Source organism: Vibrio sp. RC2502 (genome assembly GCF_054850435.1).
In genome coordinates, this window is the sequence record NZ_CM141453.1 from 611891 (window position 1) to 631430 (window position 19540).

At 45.6% G+C, this 19540-nt stretch carries 17 protein-coding genes; 16 read left to right on the top strand and 1 reads right to left on the bottom strand.

What is annotated here, in order from left to right; genetic code table 11:
• Nucleotides 1–10 precede the first annotated feature (10 nt).
• From hscA to ACYJZR_RS02910, 14 genes are all read left to right on the top strand, one after another.
• Complete coding sequence (hscA, locus tag ACYJZR_RS02845) at nt 11–1864, top strand: Fe-S protein assembly chaperone HscA (protein WP_406966296.1); 1854 nt, start codon at nt 11–13, stop codon at nt 1862–1864.
• Between the two features lie 12 nt (nt 1865–1876).
• Nucleotides 1877–2215, top strand: a complete 339-nt coding sequence (gene fdx / locus ACYJZR_RS02850) for an ISC system 2Fe-2S type ferredoxin (protein WP_005460237.1) — start codon at nt 1877–1879, stop codon at nt 2213–2215.
• Nucleotides 2216–2259: 44 nt separating this feature from the next.
• Entirely contained in the window at nt 2260–2454 is a 195-nt protein-coding gene (gene iscX, locus ACYJZR_RS02855) for a Fe-S cluster assembly protein IscX (protein WP_005460231.1), read from the top strand.
• Between the two features lie 171 nt (nt 2455–2625).
• Nucleotides 2626–3924 (top strand): aminopeptidase PepB, encoded by a 1299-nt coding sequence (pepB, locus tag ACYJZR_RS02860; protein ID WP_005460223.1) that lies wholly within the window; start codon nt 2626–2628, stop codon nt 3922–3924.
• 86 nt (nt 3925–4010) lie between these two features.
• The gene (gene ndk / locus ACYJZR_RS02865; protein WP_005460254.1) at nt 4011–4436 is read left to right on the top strand and encodes a nucleoside-diphosphate kinase; all 426 of its coding nucleotides are present in this window, start codon (nt 4011–4013) and stop codon (nt 4434–4436) included.
• Nucleotides 4437–4655: 219 nt separating this feature from the next.
• Nucleotides 4656–5783 (top strand): dual-specificity RNA methyltransferase RlmN, encoded by a 1128-nt coding sequence (gene rlmN, locus ACYJZR_RS02870; protein WP_015296287.1) that lies wholly within the window; start codon nt 4656–4658, stop codon nt 5781–5783.
• A gap of 412 nt (nt 5784–6195) precedes the next feature.
• Nucleotides 6196–7146, top strand: coding sequence for a cytoskeleton protein RodZ (gene rodZ, locus ACYJZR_RS02875; protein ID WP_005496322.1), 951 nt, complete (start codon nt 6196–6198; stop codon nt 7144–7146).
• Between the two features lie 6 nt (nt 7147–7152).
• On the top strand, nt 7153–8271 hold the full coding sequence (gene ispG, locus ACYJZR_RS02880; RefSeq protein ID WP_005496320.1) for a flavodoxin-dependent (E)-4-hydroxy-3-methylbut-2-enyl-diphosphate synthase: 1119 nt from the start codon (nt 7153–7155) through the stop codon (nt 8269–8271).
• Nucleotides 8272–8297: 26 nt separating this feature from the next.
• The gene (gene hisS, locus ACYJZR_RS02885; RefSeq protein WP_020904180.1) at nt 8298–9566 is read left to right on the top strand and encodes a histidine--tRNA ligase; all 1269 of its coding nucleotides are present in this window, start codon (nt 8298–8300) and stop codon (nt 9564–9566) included.
• Nucleotides 9567–9691: 125 nt separating this feature from the next.
• The gene (locus tag ACYJZR_RS02890) at nt 9692–10306 is read left to right on the top strand and encodes a YfgM family protein (protein WP_053301640.1); all 615 of its coding nucleotides are present in this window, start codon (nt 9692–9694) and stop codon (nt 10304–10306) included.
• A gap of 15 nt (nt 10307–10321) precedes the next feature.
• On the top strand, nt 10322–11482 hold the full coding sequence (bamB, locus tag ACYJZR_RS02895; protein WP_406966297.1) for an outer membrane protein assembly factor BamB: 1161 nt from the start codon (nt 10322–10324) through the stop codon (nt 11480–11482).
• Between the two features lie 167 nt (nt 11483–11649).
• On the top strand, nt 11650–13146 hold the full coding sequence (gene der, locus ACYJZR_RS02900; RefSeq protein ID WP_021487269.1) for a ribosome biogenesis GTPase Der: 1497 nt from the start codon (nt 11650–11652) through the stop codon (nt 13144–13146).
• Nucleotides 13147–13379: 233 nt separating this feature from the next.
• Complete coding sequence (locus ACYJZR_RS02905; RefSeq protein WP_203493131.1) at nt 13380–14261, top strand: alanyl-tRNA editing protein; 882 nt, start codon at nt 13380–13382, stop codon at nt 14259–14261.
• Nucleotides 14262–14553: 292 nt separating this feature from the next.
• A complete protein-coding gene (locus ACYJZR_RS02910) occupies nt 14554–14778 on the top strand; it encodes a zinc ribbon domain-containing protein (RefSeq protein ID WP_005460239.1) in 225 nt (74 codons plus the stop codon).
• Nucleotides 14779–14799: 21 nt separating this feature from the next.
• Here ACYJZR_RS02910 and xseA read toward each other — a convergent pair whose 3' ends face one another.
• The gene (xseA, locus tag ACYJZR_RS02915) at nt 14800–16131 is read right to left on the bottom strand and encodes an exodeoxyribonuclease VII large subunit (protein WP_025611248.1); all 1332 of its coding nucleotides are present in this window, start codon (nt 16129–16131) and stop codon (nt 14800–14802) included.
• 232 nt (nt 16132–16363) lie between these two features.
• On the opposite strand from xseA, the gene guaB reads away from it, so the two are divergent.
• Both guaB and guaA read left to right on the top strand, forming a co-directional pair.
• Nucleotides 16364–17830 carry an IMP dehydrogenase gene (gene guaB, locus ACYJZR_RS02920; protein ID WP_005460229.1) on the top strand — a complete coding sequence of 489 codons (1467 nt, stop codon included), beginning with the start codon at nt 16364–16366 and terminating at the stop codon, nt 17828–17830.
• 98 nt (nt 17831–17928) lie between these two features.
• Nucleotides 17929–19482 (top strand): glutamine-hydrolyzing GMP synthase, encoded by a 1554-nt coding sequence (gene guaA, locus ACYJZR_RS02925; RefSeq protein ID WP_406966298.1) that lies wholly within the window; start codon nt 17929–17931, stop codon nt 19480–19482.
• Nucleotides 19483–19540 lie beyond the last annotated feature (58 nt).

The window sequence follows — 19540 nt, forward strand, 5'->3', positions numbered from 1 at the left end:
AGGACCAATCATGGCACTACTTCAAATCGCAGAACCGGGCCAAAGCTCGGCACCTCATGAGCATAAGTTAGCGGCTGGTATCGACTTAGGTACTACCAACTCTTTGGTCGCTTCTGTACGCAGTGGCGATGCCACCACATTAAATGATGAGCAAGGTCGTAGCATTTTGCCATCGGTGGTGAATTACTCAGCAGAATCAACAGTGGTTGGTTACGATGCGAAAGCCAAAGCAGAGTTTGAACCTGAGAACACCATTATCTCAGTGAAACGCTTGATTGGCCGCTCGCTAAAAGACATTCAATCTCGCTACCCTTCATTACCTTACCGTTTTAAAGAGAGTGATAATGGCTTACCAGTACTGCAAACTGCTCAAGGGAATAAAAACCCGATTGAAGTTTCTGCAGATATTCTAAAAGCGCTAGGTAAACGCGCAGAAGAAACTCTAGGTGGAGAGCTTGCGGGCGTGGTAATTACCGTTCCAGCGTACTTCGATGACGCGCAACGCGCGGGCACGAAAGATGCGGCTAAGCTAGCGGGTTTACATGTACTGCGTCTTCTTAATGAGCCAACGGCAGCGGCGATTGCCTACGGTCTGGATTCAGGTCAAGAGGGCGTGATTGCCGTTTACGATTTAGGTGGCGGTACGTTCGATATCTCTATCCTACGTTTGTCGAAAGGCGTATTTGAAGTATTAGCAACAGGCGGCGACTCTGCACTTGGCGGTGACGACTTTGACCACCTATTAGCGGATTACCTAATGGAGCAAGCTGGCCTAGAAGCGCCGCTTTCTGCTGAGAAAAACCGTGCATTACTGAACATTGCAACGGCGACCAAAATTGCTTTCTCTGAGCAAGACAGCGTAGAAGTTGACGTGTTTGGCTGGAAAGGCACTGTAACACGCGAGCAGTTCGAAGACCTGATTCGCCCACTCGTGAAGAAAACTCTGATGTCTTGTCGTCGTGCACTGAAAGATGCTGACGTAGAAGCGGAGGAAGTACTTGAAGTTGTGATGGTTGGTGGCTCAACTCGTACCTTGCTTGTCCGTGAAATGGTAGGTGAATTCTTTGGTCGCACACCACTCACTAGCATCAACCCTGATGAAGTGGTGGCTATTGGTGCGGGTATCCAAGCAGATATTCTTGCTGGTAACAAGCCTGACTCTGAAATGCTGCTGCTTGACGTGATTCCATTATCATTGGGTATTGAAACCATGGGTGGGTTGGTTGAGAAAATCATTCCGCGCAACACCACGATTCCTGTTGCTCGCGCGCAAGAGTTTACCACCTTCAAAGATGGTCAAACAGCGATGAGCGTGCACGTTGTGCAAGGCGAGCGCGAGATGGTGGATGATTGTCGTTCACTTGCGCGTTTCTCACTAAAAGGTATTCCTCCTATGGCGGCAGGTGCAGCGCACATCCGAGTGACGTACCAAGTTGATGCTGACGGTTTACTATCTGTGACTGCAATGGAAAAGAGCACTGGTGTTCAGTCCGAAATTCAAGTGAAACCTTCTTACGGTTTAAGCGATAACGAAGTTGCGAACATGCTGCGTGATTCGATGACTCACGCCAAAGAAGACATGCAAGCTCGTGCGTTAGCTGAACAACGCGTTGAAGCCGACCGGGTGATTGAAGGTTTGATCGCTGCAATGCAAGCTGATGGTGATGAACTACTATCAGAGCAAGAAAAACAAGATCTATTAAAAGCCATTGAAGCACTGATTGAGCTGCGTAATGGTGATGATGCAAATGCCATTGAGCAAGGCATCAAAGATACAGACAAAGCTAGCCAAGACTTTGCGTCGCGCCGTATGGATAAATCGATTCGAGCTGCATTGTCAGGTCAATCAGTAGACGATATATAAGAGAAAGTAGTTATGCCTAAGATTATTGTATTACCACACGAAGATTTGTGCCCAGAAGGCGCAGTGTTGGAAGCGAAGACGGGTGAAACCGTTCTAGACGTAGCACTAAAAAACGGTATTGGTATTGAACACGCGTGTGAAAAATCGTGTGCTTGTACTACTTGCCACGTGATCATTCGTGAAGGTTTTGATTCTCTTGAAGAGAGCGAAGAGCTAGAAGATGACATGCTAGACAAAGCATGGGGTCTTGAGCCGGAGTCTCGTCTTGGTTGTCAGGCGAAAGTTGCGGATGAAGACTTGGTTGTTGAAATTCCAAAATACACGCTAAACCACGCATCAGAAGATCATTAATACTATCGCTCCAAAATAGGGGCGAAGAAAAAGGAAGATGAGCAATGAAATGGACAGATTCTCGCGATATCGCGATTGAGCTTTGTGACAAGTTTCCAGATGTGGATCCACAAACCGTACGTTTTACCGATCTTCATCAATGGATCATGGAGTTAGATGAGTTTGACGATGAGCCAAACCATTGTAACGAAAAGATCCTAGAAGCGGTCATCATGTGCTGGATGGACGAAGCAGACTGATGCTCAATTCGGCAGTAAAACGCAGCCGAGTTAACAATTCTTACTAAAAAAAGCGGACCTCTAGGTCCGTTTTTTTATCAAGTTGACATTTTTACCCTACATAATGCTAACATCCGTGAGTTATTAAAAAGAAGCGGCGTAGGCTACGCCGATATAAGACAAGGAGAAACCATGTCTACACAGATGTCTGTATTTTTAAGTCAAGATTCTGCTGCTCCACACTGGGGTGAGAAAGCACTACTTTCATTCTCTGAAACCGGTGCGACGATTCATCTAGGTGAAGGTCATGATCTTGGTGCAATTCAGCGTGCAGCTCGTCAGCTAGATGGCCAAGGAATTCATTCAGTTCTACTTTCTGGTGAACATTGGGATTTGGAAAGCATCTGGGCTTTCCATCAAGGTTACCGCAACCCGAAAAAACACGGTTTACTAGAATGGACTGCGCTTTCTGAAGAAGACCAAACTGAACTTCAAGCTCGCATTAAAGCGACCGATTTTACGCGCGATATCATCAACAAAACGGCGGAAGAAGTTGCACCTCGTCAACTTGCTACGATGGCGGCTGAGTTCATCAAATCTGTCGCACCAGAAGGCACAGTAACGGCTCGTATTGTTAAAGATAAAGATCTACTAGCGGAAGGTTGGGAAGGTATCTATGCGGTTGGTCGTGGTTCGGATCGCACATCAGCAATGCTGCAATTGGATTACAACCCGACTGGCGATGAAAACGCACCAGTATTCGCGTGTCTAGTAGGTAAAGGCATTACGTTTGATTCAGGTGGTTACAGCCTTAAGCCTTCAAACTTTATGAGTGCAATGAAAGCCGATATGGGCGGTTCAGGTACGATTACTGGTGGTTTGGGGTTAGCTATTTTGCGTGGTTTGAACAAGCGCGTAAAACTGATCTTATGTTGTGCTGAGAATATGGTTTCTGGTCGTGCGCTGAAGCTTGGCGACATCATCACCTACAAAAATGGTAAGACTGTTGAGATCATGAACACCGACGCAGAAGGTCGTTTGGTACTTGCCGATGGTCTTATCTATGCAAGCGAGCATAACCCTGAGTTGATCATCGACTGCGCAACGTTAACCGGCGCGGCGAAAAACGCATTGGGTAACGACTACCACGCGTTAATGAGCTTTGATGATGAACTTTCTCATCAAGCGCTAACCGCAGCAAACAAAGAGAAAGAAGGCCTGTGGCCACTGCCTCTGGCTGATTTCCACCGTGGTATGTTGCCGTCAAACTTCGCTGATTTATCGAACATCAGCTCTGGAGACTACAGTCCAGGCGCAAGTACCGCTGCTGCATTTTTGTCTTACTTTGTTGAAGACTACAAGAAAGGCTGGTTGCACTTCGATTGTGCTGGTACTTACCGTAAGTCTGCATCAGACAAGTGGGCGGCTGGCGCGACTGGTATGGGTGTCCGCACTCTTGCTCGCCTTCTTAATGAGCAAGCAGAAAAATAATATTTATGGTGGCGTCAGTTAGGCGCTGCCGTAGTCAAGTAAGTCACTTTTAAACACTATTATTACAAGTACAAAAAGGAAACCTTATGGCTCTGGAAAGAACGTTTTCAATTGTTAAGCCTGACGCTGTGGAAAGAAACCTGATCGGTGAAATCTACAATCGAATCGAGAAGGCTGGCCTACGCATTATTGCTGCGAAAATGGTTCACCTGACTGAAGAGCAGGCGAGTGGTTTTTACGCAGAACATGAAGGTAAAGAATTCTTCCAACCTCTAAAAGAGTTCATGACTTCTGGCCCTATTATGGTTCAAGTGTTGGAAGGCGAAAATGCGATTGCACGTTACCGCGAATTGATGGGTAAAACCAACCCAGAAGAAGCGGCAGCAGGCACACTTCGCGCAGATTACGCGCTAAGCATGCGTCATAACTCTGTGCATGGTTCAGATAGTCCTGAATCAGCGGCTCGTGAGATTGAGTTCTTCTTCCCTGAGTCAGAAATTTGCCCTCGCTAATTGGTAGTTAGTTTGTGCTCGTAAAGATAGTTAGCCTCGGATAATTCCGGGGCTTTTTATTATCGAAACAGTTCGAAGGCGCATTGGTTAGGTTGTTCAATGTTTAACCGAAGTGTTTTTAATGGCTTAGCAAAGACAGGGTTTTAGACCTCTTGTTGTAGCTGCATAAAGGCTGTACAATTCGCGCCCTTATTCTTGTTTCAGTCATTGAGAGGCAACATGACTACTGAAAAAATCAATCTACTAGACTTTGATCGCAAAGGCATGCGTCAGTTTTTCGCGGAAGAACTAGGCGAGAAAGCGTTTCGTGCTGATCAGGTTATGAAGTGGATCTACCATTTCGGTGTTGATGACTTCGACAACATGACGAACATCAACAAGAAACTACGTGAAAAACTGCAGCACAAGTGCGAAATTAAAGCCCCAACGGTTGCAGAAGCTCAGCACTCTTCAGACGGCACGATTAAGTGGGCAATGAAGGTGGGTGACCAAGACGTAGAAACGGTTTACATCCCAGAAGAGGATCGCGCGACGTTATGCGTATCTTCTCAGGTAGGTTGTGCGTTGGAGTGTAAGTTCTGTTCGACCGCTCAACAAGGCTTCAACCGCAACCTAAAAGTATCTGAAATCATCGGTCAGGTGTGGCGTGCTGCACGTGAAATCGGTTTGCAAAAAGAAACTGGTCGTCGTCCAATCACTAACGTCGTAATGATGGGTATGGGTGAGCCTCTTCTTAACATGAAGAACCTAATCCCTGCGCTAGAAATCATGCTTGATGATCTTGGTTTTGGTCTTTCTAAACGTCGCGTTACTGTATCAACTTCAGGTGTGGTTTCTGGTCTTGATCAGATGACAGGTAAGATTGACGTCGCATTGGCTATCTCCCTACATGCGCCAAACGATAAGCTACGTAGTGAAATCATGCCAATCAACGATCGTTGGGATATTCAAGACTTCTTAGCGTCAGTTCGTCGTTACATCGCATCTTCGAACGCAAACCGTGGCAAAGTAACAGTCGAGTACGTGTTGCTTGATCATGTGAACGATGACATGGATCACGCACGCGAGCTGGCTGAGCTGATGAAAGACACACCATGTAAGATCAACCTGATTCCGTTTAACCCGTATCCAGGTTCTCCGTACAAGAAGCCAAGCAACTCACGTATTGACCGATTCCAAAAAACATTGATGCAATACGAGCATACGGTGACGGTTCGTAAAACACGTGGTGATGATATTGATGCGGCATGTGGTCAGTTAGTCGGTGACGTTATTGACCGTACTAAACGTACTGCGGCTTTAAAAGCTGCGCGCGGTGCAGAAACCATCGACGTAAAAGCGGTATAATTTGCCCCAAATTAAAAATAGCCAGAGCCTTTGCTCTGGCTATTTTGTTTGTTGTATTTGTAAAGTAACCCCTGAATTGAATGGTTTTGGCGTTTATTTCAATTTACTGTGTCAAAGTTTGGACAAAAGCTTGAGCTATCTGTTAGTTTGAGTGGAAAGAGTTTTTGTCTTCGTTATACATTCGCTTATCATGGTGAAGAACATTCATGAAGACACCGATTATTCTCAACATTTTTTCTCATACGCTTTGCTGATTTTTGCAAAACGGGTATTCACACTCAATTGTTGAGAATTTCTTAAAAATATAATTTTGGTTAACGCGAACAGGCTAGCTATCTTTAAGTGAGGCTTAAGAACAACAACGAAAATAAATAACCGTGTTAGCCACTAAAACAGATTAAATACCACCATTATGACAGAACACGAAAATACCAATGAAGTACCGCTTTCGATTGAAGCGGGCACATTACTCAAAAACAAACGCGAATCTTTAGGTATGACTCAAAAGCAAGTTGCTGATCGCCTGAGACTTCGCGTTTCTGTTATTGAAGATATTGAAAACAACCGATTTGAATCTCAACAAGTAGCGACATTCACTCGCGGCTATTTGCGTTCTTACGCAAAGTTTGTCGGGCTAGATGAGAAAGTGGTGCTGGTTGCTCTAGAACAGACGGCAGATGTAAAGCCAAAAGAGCAAGAAATCGAAATGCAAAGCTTTTCTCGTAAAACCAAACACGAGAAACACAACAGCCGAATTATGTTGCTGACTTGGGTAATAGCCATTGTCATCATCGGTATCTCAGCAGCTTGGTGGTGGCAAAATCAGCAAGAAAATAGTCTCGCTCAAGTTGTAGCAGAGGCTAATGTTGAAACAAGCCAACCAAGTGCCGATGAAATTGCTGATATTGATCTAATGACCGAAGAAGAGCTGATCGCAAGTACTCCAGCAGAACTAGCGGCATCAAACAATACAGCATCAGAATCATCCATCAATGCAGCGCAAACTGATGAAGTGGTACCTGCAGAAACAGAAGAGTCGACAACAGAAGCAACTCAAGAACCAGTTGCTGTGATTGAAGCAGCAGAAGAGGTTCAAGACGCATCTCCTGTAGTGCCAGAAGGTATGACTCTGCTCACCATGAAATTTAAAGCAGATTGCTGGATCCAAGTAAAAGATACAAACGGCAAAACACTCGTAAGTGGCACTCAGAAACCGGGTCAAGATGTAGAACTTACCGGAAAAGCGCCATTTAAAGTGATATTAGGCGCACCGGAAGGTGTAACAATGACATTTGCAAGTGAACCTGTCGACCTTTCTGGGTATACTTCAGGCAAAGTAGCTAGATTCACTCTACCGTTATAAAAAATTATGCAACACGAATCTCCAATTATTCGTCGTAAATCGACGCGTATTTATGTGGGTGATGTGCCAATTGGTGATGGTGCGCCAATTGCCGTACAGTCAATGACTAACACTCGCACGACTGATGTGGAAGCGACAGTCGCACAAATCCGAGCACTAGAAAAAGTCGGCGCAGACATCGTCCGTGTTTCAGTACCAACGATGGAAGCAGCAGAAGCGTTTAAGCTGATCAAACAGCAAGTATCTGTTCCTCTGGTTGCTGATATTCACTTTGACTACCGTATCGCACTGAAAGTCGCGGAATACGGCGTCGATTGTTTGCGTATCAACCCAGGTAACATTGGTAACGAAGAGCGTATTCGCTCGGTTGTTGATTGTGCGCGTGATAAGAATATCCCGATCCGTATTGGCGTTAATGGCGGCTCTTTGGAAAAAGATCTGCAGATGAAATACGGTGAACCAACGCCTGAAGCCCTAGTTGAATCAGCGATGCGTCATGTGGATCATCTCGATCGTCTTAACTTTGATCAGTTCAAAGTCAGCGTTAAAGCATCGGATGTATTCCTTGCGGTTGATTCTTACCGCTTGCTAGCGAAGAAAATCGACCAGCCGCTTCACTTAGGTATTACTGAAGCTGGTGGTGCGCGCGCAGGTGCTGTGAAGTCAGCAGTTGGCTTGGGCATGCTTTTATCGGAAGGTATTGGTGATACGTTACGTATCTCTTTAGCTGCTGATCCAGTCGAAGAAATCAAAGTCGGTTTCGATATTCTGAAATCTTTGCGTATTCGCTCTCGTGGCATCAACTTTATTGCTTGCCCAAGTTGTTCACGCCAAGAATTCGATGTTATTGGTACCGTAAATGCGCTTGAACAGCGTTTAGAAGACATCATCACACCAATGGATGTGTCTATTATTGGCTGTGTAGTAAATGGTCCTGGTGAAGCTGAGGTTTCCCATTTGGGTCTTGCGGGTAGCAACAAGAAGAGTGCGTTCTATGAAGACGGAAAACGTCAAAAAGAGCGTTTCGATAACAATGATCTTGTGAATCAGCTAGAAGCAAAGATCCGTGCGAAAGCGTCTATGATGGATAGCGAAAATCGCATTGAAGTAAAAGTACAAGATTAATCTCAACGAGTATTACGGTAAGTATTGTGGCAAAAACAATCCAAGCAATCCGAGGCATGAACGATTGTCTCCCAACTCAATCTCCACTGTGGCAGAAACTTGAAAACACAGTGAAAAATGTAATTAGCGCATACGGTTATAACGAAGTGCGCATGCCAATCGTTGAAGAAACAAACCTATTCAGCCGCGCTGTTGGTGAAGAGACAGACGTCGTTTCAAAAGAAATGTACACCTTTGATGATCGTAACGGAGACAGCCTAACACTTCGCCCTGAAGGTACTGCGGGTTGTGTACGTTCATGTATTCAAAACAGCCTGATCAACCGTGACGAACAGCGTCTGTGGTACATGGGGCCTATGTTCCGCCATGAGCGTCCGCAGAAAGGTCGTTACCGTCAATTCCACCAATGTGGTGTGGAAGTGTTTGGTCTAAATGGCCCTGACGTTGACGCCGAGCTTATCATGATGACTGCTCGTCTATGGCGTGAATTAGGCATCGACAAGCACGTGCGTCTTGAACTGAACTCAATCGGTTCTCAAGAAGATCGCGCAGACTACCGCACAGCACTGGTTGCCTTCCTTGAACAACATATCGATGTGCTAGACGAAGATTGTAAGCGCCGCATGCACACTAACCCACTGCGTGTTCTGGATACGAAGAACCCTGACATTCAGGCTATTTTAGGTGATGCACCGCGTCTTTCTGAGTACTTAGGTGAAGAATCTAAAGCACACTTCGCAGGTCTATGTGAACTTTTAGACGCAGCAGGTATCGAATACACAGTTAACGAACGTCTTGTTCGTGGTCTGGATTACTACAACCGCACGGTATTTGAGTGGATCACGGAAAGCCTAGGTGCTCAAGGCACTGTGTGTGGCGGTGGTCGCTACGACGGTCTTGTAGAGCAACTTGGTGGCAAACCAACACCAGCAGTTGGCTTTGCAATGGGTCTAGAGCGTCTAGTTCTTATGTTGGAAACTTTAGAGCTTACAGACGTACGTCGCAGTGTGGATGTTTACGTGGTAACTGCAGGTGAAGGCACCATGATGGCAGGTATGAAGCTAGCAGAGCAGCTTCGTGAAGCTATTTCAGGCGTTCGCGTGATGAATCACTTCGGTGGCGGTAACTTCAAGAAACAGTTTAAACGCGCAGATAAAGTAGGTGCTGTTGTAGCATTGGTTCTGGGCGAAAACGAAGTTGCCGACAATACCGTTGTACTAAAAGATTTAGTTGGTGGTGAGCAAGAGACTTACAGCCAAGCTGAAGTTGCTGAGAAGATCGCAGCACTGATTTAAGTCTTTTAATAAGCTAAAGATTAAATCCTAGTTCGTAACAATAAGGCTCCCAAAATCGGAGCCTTTCGACGAAATAGGAGCAATGGCAGCTTTGCTGCCATTTACATGTTTTAAGAGGACAGGAAGTGGAACTTTACGATACTGAAGAACAACAAGTTGAAGCTATTAAAGACTGGTGGAAGGAAAACGGTAAAGCCGTCATCATCGGTGCTGTTGTTGGCTTAGGTGGTCTATTTGGCTGGCGTTACTACCAGGATACTGTGATTCAGGCGAGTGAAACAGCTTCGCAAAGCTACACAACCGCAATGAATACGCTGCAAGAAAAAGGCGTAGATGCGCAATCAGATGTGCAAGCTTTTATCGAATCGAACGAAGTTAAAGAATATTCAGTATTGGCTGCTCTGCAACTAGCAAAAGCACAAGTCGAAGCGAAAGACTTTGCTGCTGCTCTTGAGCAACTTAAATGGGCTCAAAGCAATACGAAAGATGCTGCTTTATCTCCACTAATTAACTACCGCATCGCTCGTATCGAGACAGAAATGGGTAACTTTGATGCTGCAAACACTGAGCTAGGCAAAGTGACAGATACAGCATGGGCTGGTCGCATTGCTGAATTGCGTGGTGATATTGCACTTCGTCAAGGTGACAAAGATGCAGCTTACGCGGCGTACACAGAAGCGCAGCAAGCAGCAGATGCAAGCCCAACACTGCAAATGAAATTGGACGACTTGGCGAAATAATAAGGACCGCATTGGATGAAAAGAGTCTTTAAGAAAGCCTTGTTAGGGGCATTAACGGTGGGCATCCTAGCTGGTTGTGCTGGCGAGGAAGATACCATCGTTATGGCACCACTACCGCAGGTAGATAGTCAGTTTACGACCAAGAGTGAATGGAGCACATCGATTGGTGATGGTGTTGGTCATTACTTCTCAAAGCTTTCTCCAGTCTACGCAAACGACATGTTGTTTGTCGCGAGCCGTGATGGTTTGGTGAAAGCGCTTGATCCAGAAAATGGTAAGCAATTATGGCAAACCGATCTGGAAGAAGACGTGATTACTCGTCTGTCTGGCGGTATTACTGCGGCGTACGAACATCTTTACATCGGTTCTGAAAATGGTGAAGTGATTGCACTAAGCCAAGAAACTGGTGAAATCATTTGGCGCATTAAAGTCGGTGGTGAAGTTCTGGCGAAACCCGTTGCGGATTCAGGCTTGATCATCGTAAATACCAGCCGTGGTATGTTGATTGCTTTGGATGAAAACTCTGGTGAGCAGCGCTGGGCACTAAGTACTGAAGTTCCAAACCTGACACTACGCGGAGACAGCACTCCAACTGCGATTGGTGGTGGTGTTTTCTGGGGTACGGCAAATGGTCGACTAGCCGCAGCGATTGTGGAGCGTGGTCAGCTTATTTGGCAACAGCCAGTAGGCACACCGAAAGGCGCTACGGAAATTGACCGTCTGGTTGACGTTGACTCTTCACCTATTGTACTGGGCGGAACTCTTTTCACCATTGGATACAATGGTCAGTTGATCGCTATTGATTTGCGTTCGGCTAACCCAATCTGGAAGCGTAATTATTCGTCAGCGAACGATATCGCAACGGACGGCAGTCGTATCTTTGTTATCACCGAAAAAGATCACGTGGTCGCGGTTGATGCTCGAAGCGGTACTGAACTTTGGGAAAATAGCCTATTAGAACACCGTCAGTTAACTGCGCCAGTTATCGTCGGTAACTATTTAGTTTTAGGTGATACCCTAGGTTACCTGCACTGGTTAGATCGTTCGACGGGTGAGTTCGTAGCTCAACAATTCGTTGATGACAGTGGTTTTGCGGTTGGTCCGACTCTATTGTCTGATGGTTATGTCATTACAACTCGCAACGGCGATGTAAAGAAACTAACCATTAACGAATAATATCGTGATATAATTCACATTCGGCTCCTGGCTGGTGACAGTTAGGAGCCGTTTTGTTGTTTGAAATTTTTAACCCTGACGTGGTTATAGGTAAAAAGCTGGCTTGATTTGGCATCGGGCAAGTCGTTACCTATAACTACAGAAGAAAGATTATTGTAGAGGTTGTTATGGTACCTGTTGTTGCTCTAGTAGGGCGTCCGAACGTAGGTAAATCTACACTATTTAACCGATTGACACGCACACGTGACGCGTTGGTTGCGGACTTTCCAGGCCTAACGCGAGACCGTAAATACGGCCAAGCTCGTCTTGATGAAGAGCACGAATTCATTGTCATTGATACTGGCGGTATTGATGGCACAGAAGAAGGCGTGGAAACCAAAATGGCAGAGCAGTCGCTAGCAGCGATTGATGAAGCTGACGTCGTGCTATTCCTTGTTGACGGTCGTGCTGGTCTTACACCTGCTGATGAAGCGATTGCGACGCATCTGCGTAAAATTGAAAAACCAGCGATGCTGGTGGTAAACAAAATTGATGGTATTGATGCTGACGCTGCGTGTGCTGATTTCTGGCAGCTTGGTGTTGATGACATGTACCAAATCGCGGCTGCACACGGTCGTGGTGTTACAGCGTTGCTTGAGCGTGCACTAGCTCCATTCTTTGATGATTTACTAACAAGTGAATCAGAAGAAGGTGAGATTGAAGATCTGACAGAATTTGAAGACGCTGAAATTGCACCAGACGAATACACCGAAGAAGAAGCGGAAGCGGAGTTCCAACGTCTACAAGAACAGCCAATCAAACTAGCAATCATTGGTCGTCCAAACGTTGGTAAGTCGACGTTAACCAACCGTATTCTTGGTGAAGAACGTGTTGTGGTATACGACATGCCAGGCACAACTCGTGACTCAATCTACATTCCTATGGAACGTGATGGCCGTGAGTATGTAATCATTGATACTGCGGGTGTACGTCGTCGTGGTCGTATTAACGAAACGGTTGAGAAATTCTCCGTTGTTAAAACGTTGAAAGCTGTCGAAGACGCAAACGTAGTGCTATTGGTTATCGACGCACGTGAAAACATCTCTGACCAAGACTTGAGCCTGCTAGGTTTTGCATTGAACGCCGGTCGTTCAATCGTACTAGCGGTAAACAAGTGGGATGGTCTAGATAACGAAGTAAAAGAGAACGTGAAGAAAGAGCTAGACCGCCGCCTAGGTTTCGTAGACTTTGCTCGTATTCACTTTATTTCTGCACTGCACGGTACTGGTGTTGGTCACTTGTTTGAGTCTATCCAAGAAGCGTACAAGTCGGCAACGACACGTGTTGGTACCTCTGTTTTGACTCGTATCATGAAGATGGCGACTGATGATCACCAACCGCCAATGGTTCGTGGCCGTCGTATCAAGCTAAAATACGCGCACGCAGGTGGTTACAACCCACCAATCGTCGTGATTCACGGTAACATGGTTCGTGAACTTCCGGATTCATACAAGCGTTACTTGATGAACTACTTCCGCAAGTCACTGGAAATTATGGGTACGCCAATTCGTATCAACTTCCAGAATAGCGAAAACCCGTTTGAGAATCGTGCGAACAAGCTAACTTTGTCTCAAGAGCGTAAGCGTAAACGTATGATGTCTGTGGTTAAAAACCGCAAAAAATAATTTAAGCATTTGAAGATACCCAAGTTTTTACTTGGGTATTTTTTTATCTGTTTTTTGCAACCTCTAAAAGTGATGTGAGATGTGTCCTTTTCTAAACCTTACTTTCATCATTATCACAATGTTCTTCTGCGCGGTTTTTCTCTAGTGATATTAGTGATGACGTGCAGATTCCTGTATCTTCAAATGCTCAGCACACAACCTTAACTTCTTACATTCACAAAGATAAGCAAAGCATGACGATTACCGCGACACAAACCCGTTTCTGCCATCAAACTTGGCAGTTGGACGCTCAGATTCAACTCGTTCAAAACCACAATGAAGTGACCTACGTAGTCACCGACGTGACTCCGTTTCATCCCGTTAGCCATATCTGGCCTGATCATCCCGCGGATAAAGGCATCTTAGTATTTAATGATCAACAATTTGAAGTGATTGATTGTCAAGTTGGTGCCATTGAAGTGGCAACCGGAGAGTTATTTGTTGGAGCGGCAATCCCTGTAAAGCGCGATACAGAAGGCTGGTTATTTGTTGTCGTACATGTATTAGCGCTTGTTGACACTCTATCTCAAGGTACACGAGTGACGCTGAAAGTGGATAAAGAGTACCAACAAGCATTGAGTCGTGGACACAGTGCAGGTCATCTCGCCTACTTAGCCCTAAATAAAGTCCTCGCTGCCAGTTACTGGCGTAAAGATGCAGATCGTAAAGACCCACATGGCAACTATGATTTTAATAGTTATGCCCAAGAAGCCAGCTTTGTAACACCAGACAAGTGCCTAGATACTTACCGTTTAGGTAAAACACTCCGTAAAAGAGGCCTAAACAGCGCAGAAATGCTGTCAGACTTAGAGAAAATAGAGGGTCAGGTGAATGCACAATTGAAGCTTTGGCTGGAAAGAGACGCGGCGATCATTATGGACTGCCATGGTGACAACTTGACCGATTCTCGTTATTGGAAATGTGACTTGGGAGAGGGAGAATTGGCCGTGATCCCTTGTGGAGGAACGCACGCAGAGCATTTGAGTGACTTTGGCTCGATACACGTCAAGTTGGTCGAAATGGATTCACAAACGATTGAAATGCACACCGATGTAATAGCTTGCTTTTCCAATTAGATCTTTTTATTAAATTCTGTTTTTTCTTTTTTTGAATTTTATTTTGGTGTTTTATGCTTCTTTAAATTGGAATGCAGAACATGTAACTTATGCTTTCGGTGTGTGGTTATATAAATATTCTTTTAGGGGGTGATCGCTGATCAAATGGTAAATATCCGATGATCAGAATAAGATCTTTCTTAAAGTAAGCTTCTCGTGAAGTAAACCCATTACCTTGCATATGGTGTATACATCAAGGTTAGCGGTTAGAAAATGTGAATACTGGAGCGAGTGAAACAGTAAGGTGAGAGATATGCAACAGAACAAATGTCCAGATTGCGAAGTAGAACTAGAATGGACTGGTCAATATCATTGTGGCCAATGTGAATCCGATTTCAAAAAAGTAGGTTTTTGCCCGGACTGTGGTGCTGAGTTAGAAAAGCTTCAGGCTTGTGGGGCTGCGAATTATTTCTGCAATACCTGTAATGAACTCAAATCTAAATCTCGTGTGCGATTTGAGTTTCAAAAAATCAGCTGACTAAGCTCACTTTAAAGTTGGCTAACTAACGGTAGAGTGAATCTCACCATTAGCCAAACGGGTGACTAAAAGGTCGCCCGTTTTTACATCATCTGCGCTTGTAACGACCTTACCTTGATCCGTTTGCGTGATGGAGTAACCACGCTTGAGTGTCGCTAGGGGACTGACGGTATCTAACTTTTCTGCCGCAATCGCTAACTGATGACGCATCGTCAGTAGTTTTCGATCCATTGCGTCCATTAGCTTGTGCTCAACACGTTCAAGCCTCGACTTTTGTTGTGCTAAGTGTTTAATAGGAGAGTTTAATTGCAGACGATGGTGTTTACGCTCAACGGCTTGTTGGCGTGTATCGATGAAGCGTTGCATAGCTCTACGCAAACGCATATCCAGCTCATCGAGTTGCTGTGACTGACGCTGCAACTGATAACTTGGATGTTGGCGTTCTAAGCGATGCAGAAGTTGCGCAGATTGCTGTTTTTGCTGCGCTAAGTAGTAGCGCATCGCACTAGCTAGTTTATGCTGTTTCGCTACAAGCGATTGATCTTTATGGCTGTTGTCACGGCTAACCAGTTCAGCGGCAGCTGATGGAGTAGGAGCTCGCACATCGGCAACAAAATCGGCAATCGTCATGTCGACTTCATGGCCCACAGCACTAATGATCGGGATTTGACTTGCAGCAATAGTGCGAGCAAGGATCTCATTGTTAAAGCACCATAAGTCTTCTAGAGAGCCGCCGCCACGACCAACAATCAATACATCACATTCATTTCGGCTATTCGCACGACCGATTGCTTGGGCAATTTGAATGGCTGCGTCATCACCTTGGACCATGGTCGGATAAATCACCACGGGTAGGGAAGGATCACGGCGTTTTAAAACGTCCAATATGTCGTAAAGCGCAGCACCTGTTTTAGAAGTGATGATACCAACACGCTTTGGATGTTCTGGTAGTGGCAGTTTGTTGGTTTGAGCGAACAAACCTTCCGCTGCCAACTTCATCTTAAGCTCTTCAAACTCTTGTTGTAGGCGACCATCGCCTTCAGGCTGCATGCTTTCGATGATCAATTGGTAGTCACCACGTGGCTCATACAGAGACAGACGGGCTTTAACTAAAACTTGATTGCCATTTGCAGGTTTGAAAGTAACGCGACGATTGTTACCACGGAACATGGCACATTTTACTTGAGCACGAGAATCTTTAAGGGTGAGGTACCAGTGACCGGAAACAGGAGCAGAGAAGTTGGATATCTCTCCGACAAGCCAAACGATCCCCATTTCGTTTTCAAGGAGTAAACGAACTTCTGCGTTGAGACGAGAAACAGTGAAGATGTTTTGATTGGTCTTGGAGAGCACAGCTAATCTCTTAGACGTGAGTATGGAAATTAGCGGCAATATAATACATAGCAAGGGGGTAATTGCAAGAAAAAAATTAAAAAACTTGTAGTCAAGCGATTGCGTTGAACGTATAATCCCTCCGCAATATCTAATCCAAATGTAACTTGTTACCTAAAACCAGTTACCCTCATTATGCGAAACGATGAGATTGGATTGTTCTTTTTACTCCTCTAATTGTGAGATATTGCAAATGCTAAGAATTGCCAAAGAAGCGCTGACATTCGATGACGTACTACTTGTGCCAGCACACTCCACCGTTCTCCCAAACACAGCTGATCTTCGCACTCAGTTGACGAAAAACATCAGTCTGAACATCCCTATGATTTCTGCGTCGATGGACACCGTGACGGAAGCCCGTCTAGCTATCGCTCTTGCGCAGGAAGGTGGCATTGGCTTTATCCACAAGAACATGTCTATTGAGCAGCAAGCGGCAGAAGTTCGTAAAGTTAAGAAGTTCGAAGCTGGTGTGGTAACAGACCCTGTGACTGTGAATCCTGATGCAACCATCGCCGATGTAGTCGCTCTGACTGAAAAGCACGGTTTTGCAGGTTTCCCTGTAGTAACAGAGCACAACGAGCTAGTGGGTATCATCACTGGTCGTGACGTACGCTTTGTGACTGACCTATCTAAGAAAGTGTCTGCGGTAATGACGCCTAAAGAGCGTCTAGCTTCTGTAAAAGAAGGTGCAACTCGTGAAGAAGTTCAAGAGAAAATGCATGAAGCACGCGTTGAAAAAGTACTGGTAGTGAACGATGAGTTCAAACTAACCGGTATGATCACTGCTAAAGACTTCCATAAAGCAGAACGTAAACCAAATGCATGTAAAGATGAGCGCGGTCGTCTACGTGTTGGCGCTGCTGTTGGTGCTGGTGCGGGTAACGAAGAACGTGTTGCTGCACTTGTAGAAGCGGGCGTTGACGTACTACTTATCGACTCTTCTCACGGTCATTCAGAAGGCGTTCTACAACGTATTCGTGACACTCGTGCTGCGTACCCAGATCTAGACATCATCGGCGGTAACGTCGCAACAGGTGCTGGCGCGAAAGCACTGATCGAAGCTGGCGTGAGCGCAGTGAAAGTCGGTATTGGCCCTGGTTCTATCTGTACGACTCGCATCGTAACGGGTGTTGGTGTTCCTCAAATCACAGCAATCGCTGACGCGGCTGAAGTGGCTAACGAATACGGCATCCCAGTAATTGCTGACGGCGGTATCCGTTTCTCTGGTGATATCTGTAAAGCAATCGTAGCAGGCGCATCATGTGTGATGGTTGGTTCTATGTTCGCAGGTACAGAAGAGGCGCCGGGCGAAGTGATTCTTTACAACGGCCGTTCTTACAAAGCTTACCGTGGTATGGGTTCTCTAGGCGCGATGTCTCAAGGTTCTTCTGACCGTTACTTCCAGTCTGACAACGCAGCAGACAAGCTTGTACCAGAAGGCATTGAAGGTCGTATCGCATACAAAGGCCGCCTAAAAGAGATCGTACACCAACAAATGGGTGGTCTACGTTCAAGCATGGGTCTTACGGGTTCTGCAACTATCGAAGACATGCGTACTAAAGCTGAATTTGTACGTATTTCTGGTGCGGGTATGCAAGAATCTCACGTACACGACGTTCAGATCACTAAGGAAGCGCCAAACTACCGTCTAGGTAACTAATAGCCTAACGTAAACGTTTGCTTTTTCCTTGAAGCATTAAGAAGAGGCGAGTACACTCGCCTCGGTTTTAATCACTTAGCCTTAAAAGACTGCTCAAAATGACTAAAAATATCCATGACCAACGTATTCTGATCTTGGACTTCGGTTCTCAGTACACTCAATTAGTTGCACGTCGCGTACGCGAAATCGGCGTTTACTGTGAGCTATGGAGCTGGGACGTAGAAGAAGCGGATATTCGCGAATTCAACCCAGATGGCATTATCCTTTCTGGTGGCCCAGAAAGCGTTACAGAAGAAAACTCTCCTCGCGCTCCTCAATATGTATTTGACTCAGGTGTTCCTGTACTTGGTGTATGTTACGGCATGCAAACCATGGCAGAACAGCTAGGTGGTAAAGTCGCGGGCTCAAACGAGCGTGAATTTGGCTACGCACAAGTAAAAGTTTCTGGCGAATCTGCGATCTTCAAAGATCTTGAAGCGACTCAAGACGTTTGGATGAGCCACGGTGACAAAGTTGTAGAAATTCCAGCAGACTTCGTAAAAGTCGGTGAGACAGACACTTGTCCTTACGCGGCAATGGCGAACGAAGAGAAGAAATACTACGGCGTTCAGTTCCACCCAGAAGTAACACACACGAAAGGTGGCCTACAAATGCTAGAGAACTTCGTTCTTGGCGTGTGTGGCTGTGAGCGTCTATGGACCTCTGAATCTATCATCGAAGACGCTGTTGCTCGTATTAAAGAGCAAGTGCGTGACGATGAAGTTATTCTAGGTCTTTCTGGTGGTGTAGATTCATCCGTTGTTGCTATGCTGGTTCACCGTGCAATTGGCGACAAGCTTACATGTGTATTCGTGGATAACGGCCTGCTTCGTCTAAACGAAGGTCAGCAAGTAATGGATATGTTCGGCGATAAGTTCGGCCTAAACATCATCAAAGTTGACGCAGAAGAGCGTTTCCTTGAAGCGCTGAAAGGCAAGTCTGACCCAGAAGAAAAACGTAAGACTATCGGTCACGTGTTCGTAGACGTATTCGATGAAGAATCGAAGAAGCTGAAAAACGCAAAATGGCTAGCTCAGGGCACTATCTACCCAGACGTAATCGAGTCTGCAGCATCTAAAACTGGTAAAGCGCACGTGATCAAATCACACCACAACGTGGGCGGTCTACCTGACGATATGGAAATGGGTCTAGTTGAGCCACTACGTGAGTTGTTCAAAGATGAAGTTCGTAAGATTGGTCTAGAACTAGGTCTTCCGTACAACATGCTTTACCGCCACCCGTTCCCAGGTCCTGGTCTAGGTGTTCGCGTTCTTGGCGAGATCAAGAAAGAGTACTGTGACTTGCTACGTCGTGCTGATGCTATCTTCATTGAAGAGCTTCACGCAGCAGATCTATACGATAAAGTATCTCAAGCGTTCACGGTATTCCTACCAGTTCGCTCTGTAGGTGTAATGGGCGACGGTCGTAAATACGATTGGGTGGTATCACTGCGTGCAGTTGAAACTATCGATTTTATGACAGCGCATTGGGCACACCTACCGTACGACTTCCTAGGTAAGGTATCTAACCGTATTATCAACGAAGTTGAAGGTATTTCACGTGTTGTTTACGACATTTCTGGTAAGCCACCAGCGACAATCGAGTGGGAATAATGCCCCTTTAAGAAAGGTCTGGCATTAACAAGCACTAAATCATACTTAAGTCCGCGTA

Coding starts and splice junctions, on each gene's coding strand:
- hscA (WP_406966296.1), top strand. CDS start 11: ATGGCACTACTTCAAATCGCAGAACCGGGCCAAAGCTCGGCACCTCAT.
- fdx (WP_005460237.1), top strand. CDS start 1,877: ATGCCTAAGATTATTGTATTACCACACGAAGATTTGTGCCCAGAAGGC.
- iscX (WP_005460231.1), top strand. CDS start 2,260: ATGAAATGGACAGATTCTCGCGATATCGCGATTGAGCTTTGTGACAAG.
- pepB (WP_005460223.1), top strand. CDS start 2,626: ATGTCTACACAGATGTCTGTATTTTTAAGTCAAGATTCTGCTGCTCCA.
- ndk (WP_005460254.1), top strand. CDS start 4,011: ATGGCTCTGGAAAGAACGTTTTCAATTGTTAAGCCTGACGCTGTGGAA.
- rlmN (WP_015296287.1), top strand. CDS start 4,656: ATGACTACTGAAAAAATCAATCTACTAGACTTTGATCGCAAAGGCATG.
- rodZ (WP_005496322.1), top strand. CDS start 6,196: ATGACAGAACACGAAAATACCAATGAAGTACCGCTTTCGATTGAAGCG.
- ispG (WP_005496320.1), top strand. CDS start 7,153: ATGCAACACGAATCTCCAATTATTCGTCGTAAATCGACGCGTATTTAT.
- bamB (WP_406966297.1), top strand. CDS start 10,322: ATGAAAAGAGTCTTTAAGAAAGCCTTGTTAGGGGCATTAACGGTGGGC.
- der (WP_021487269.1), top strand. CDS start 11,650: ATGGTACCTGTTGTTGCTCTAGTAGGGCGTCCGAACGTAGGTAAATCT.
- ACYJZR_RS02905 (WP_203493131.1), top strand. CDS start 13,380: ATGACGATTACCGCGACACAAACCCGTTTCTGCCATCAAACTTGGCAG.
- ACYJZR_RS02910 (WP_005460239.1), top strand. CDS start 14,554: ATGCAACAGAACAAATGTCCAGATTGCGAAGTAGAACTAGAATGGACT.
- guaB (WP_005460229.1), top strand. CDS start 16,364: ATGCTAAGAATTGCCAAAGAAGCGCTGACATTCGATGACGTACTACTT.
- guaA (WP_406966298.1), top strand. CDS start 17,929: ATGACTAAAAATATCCATGACCAACGTATTCTGATCTTGGACTTCGGT.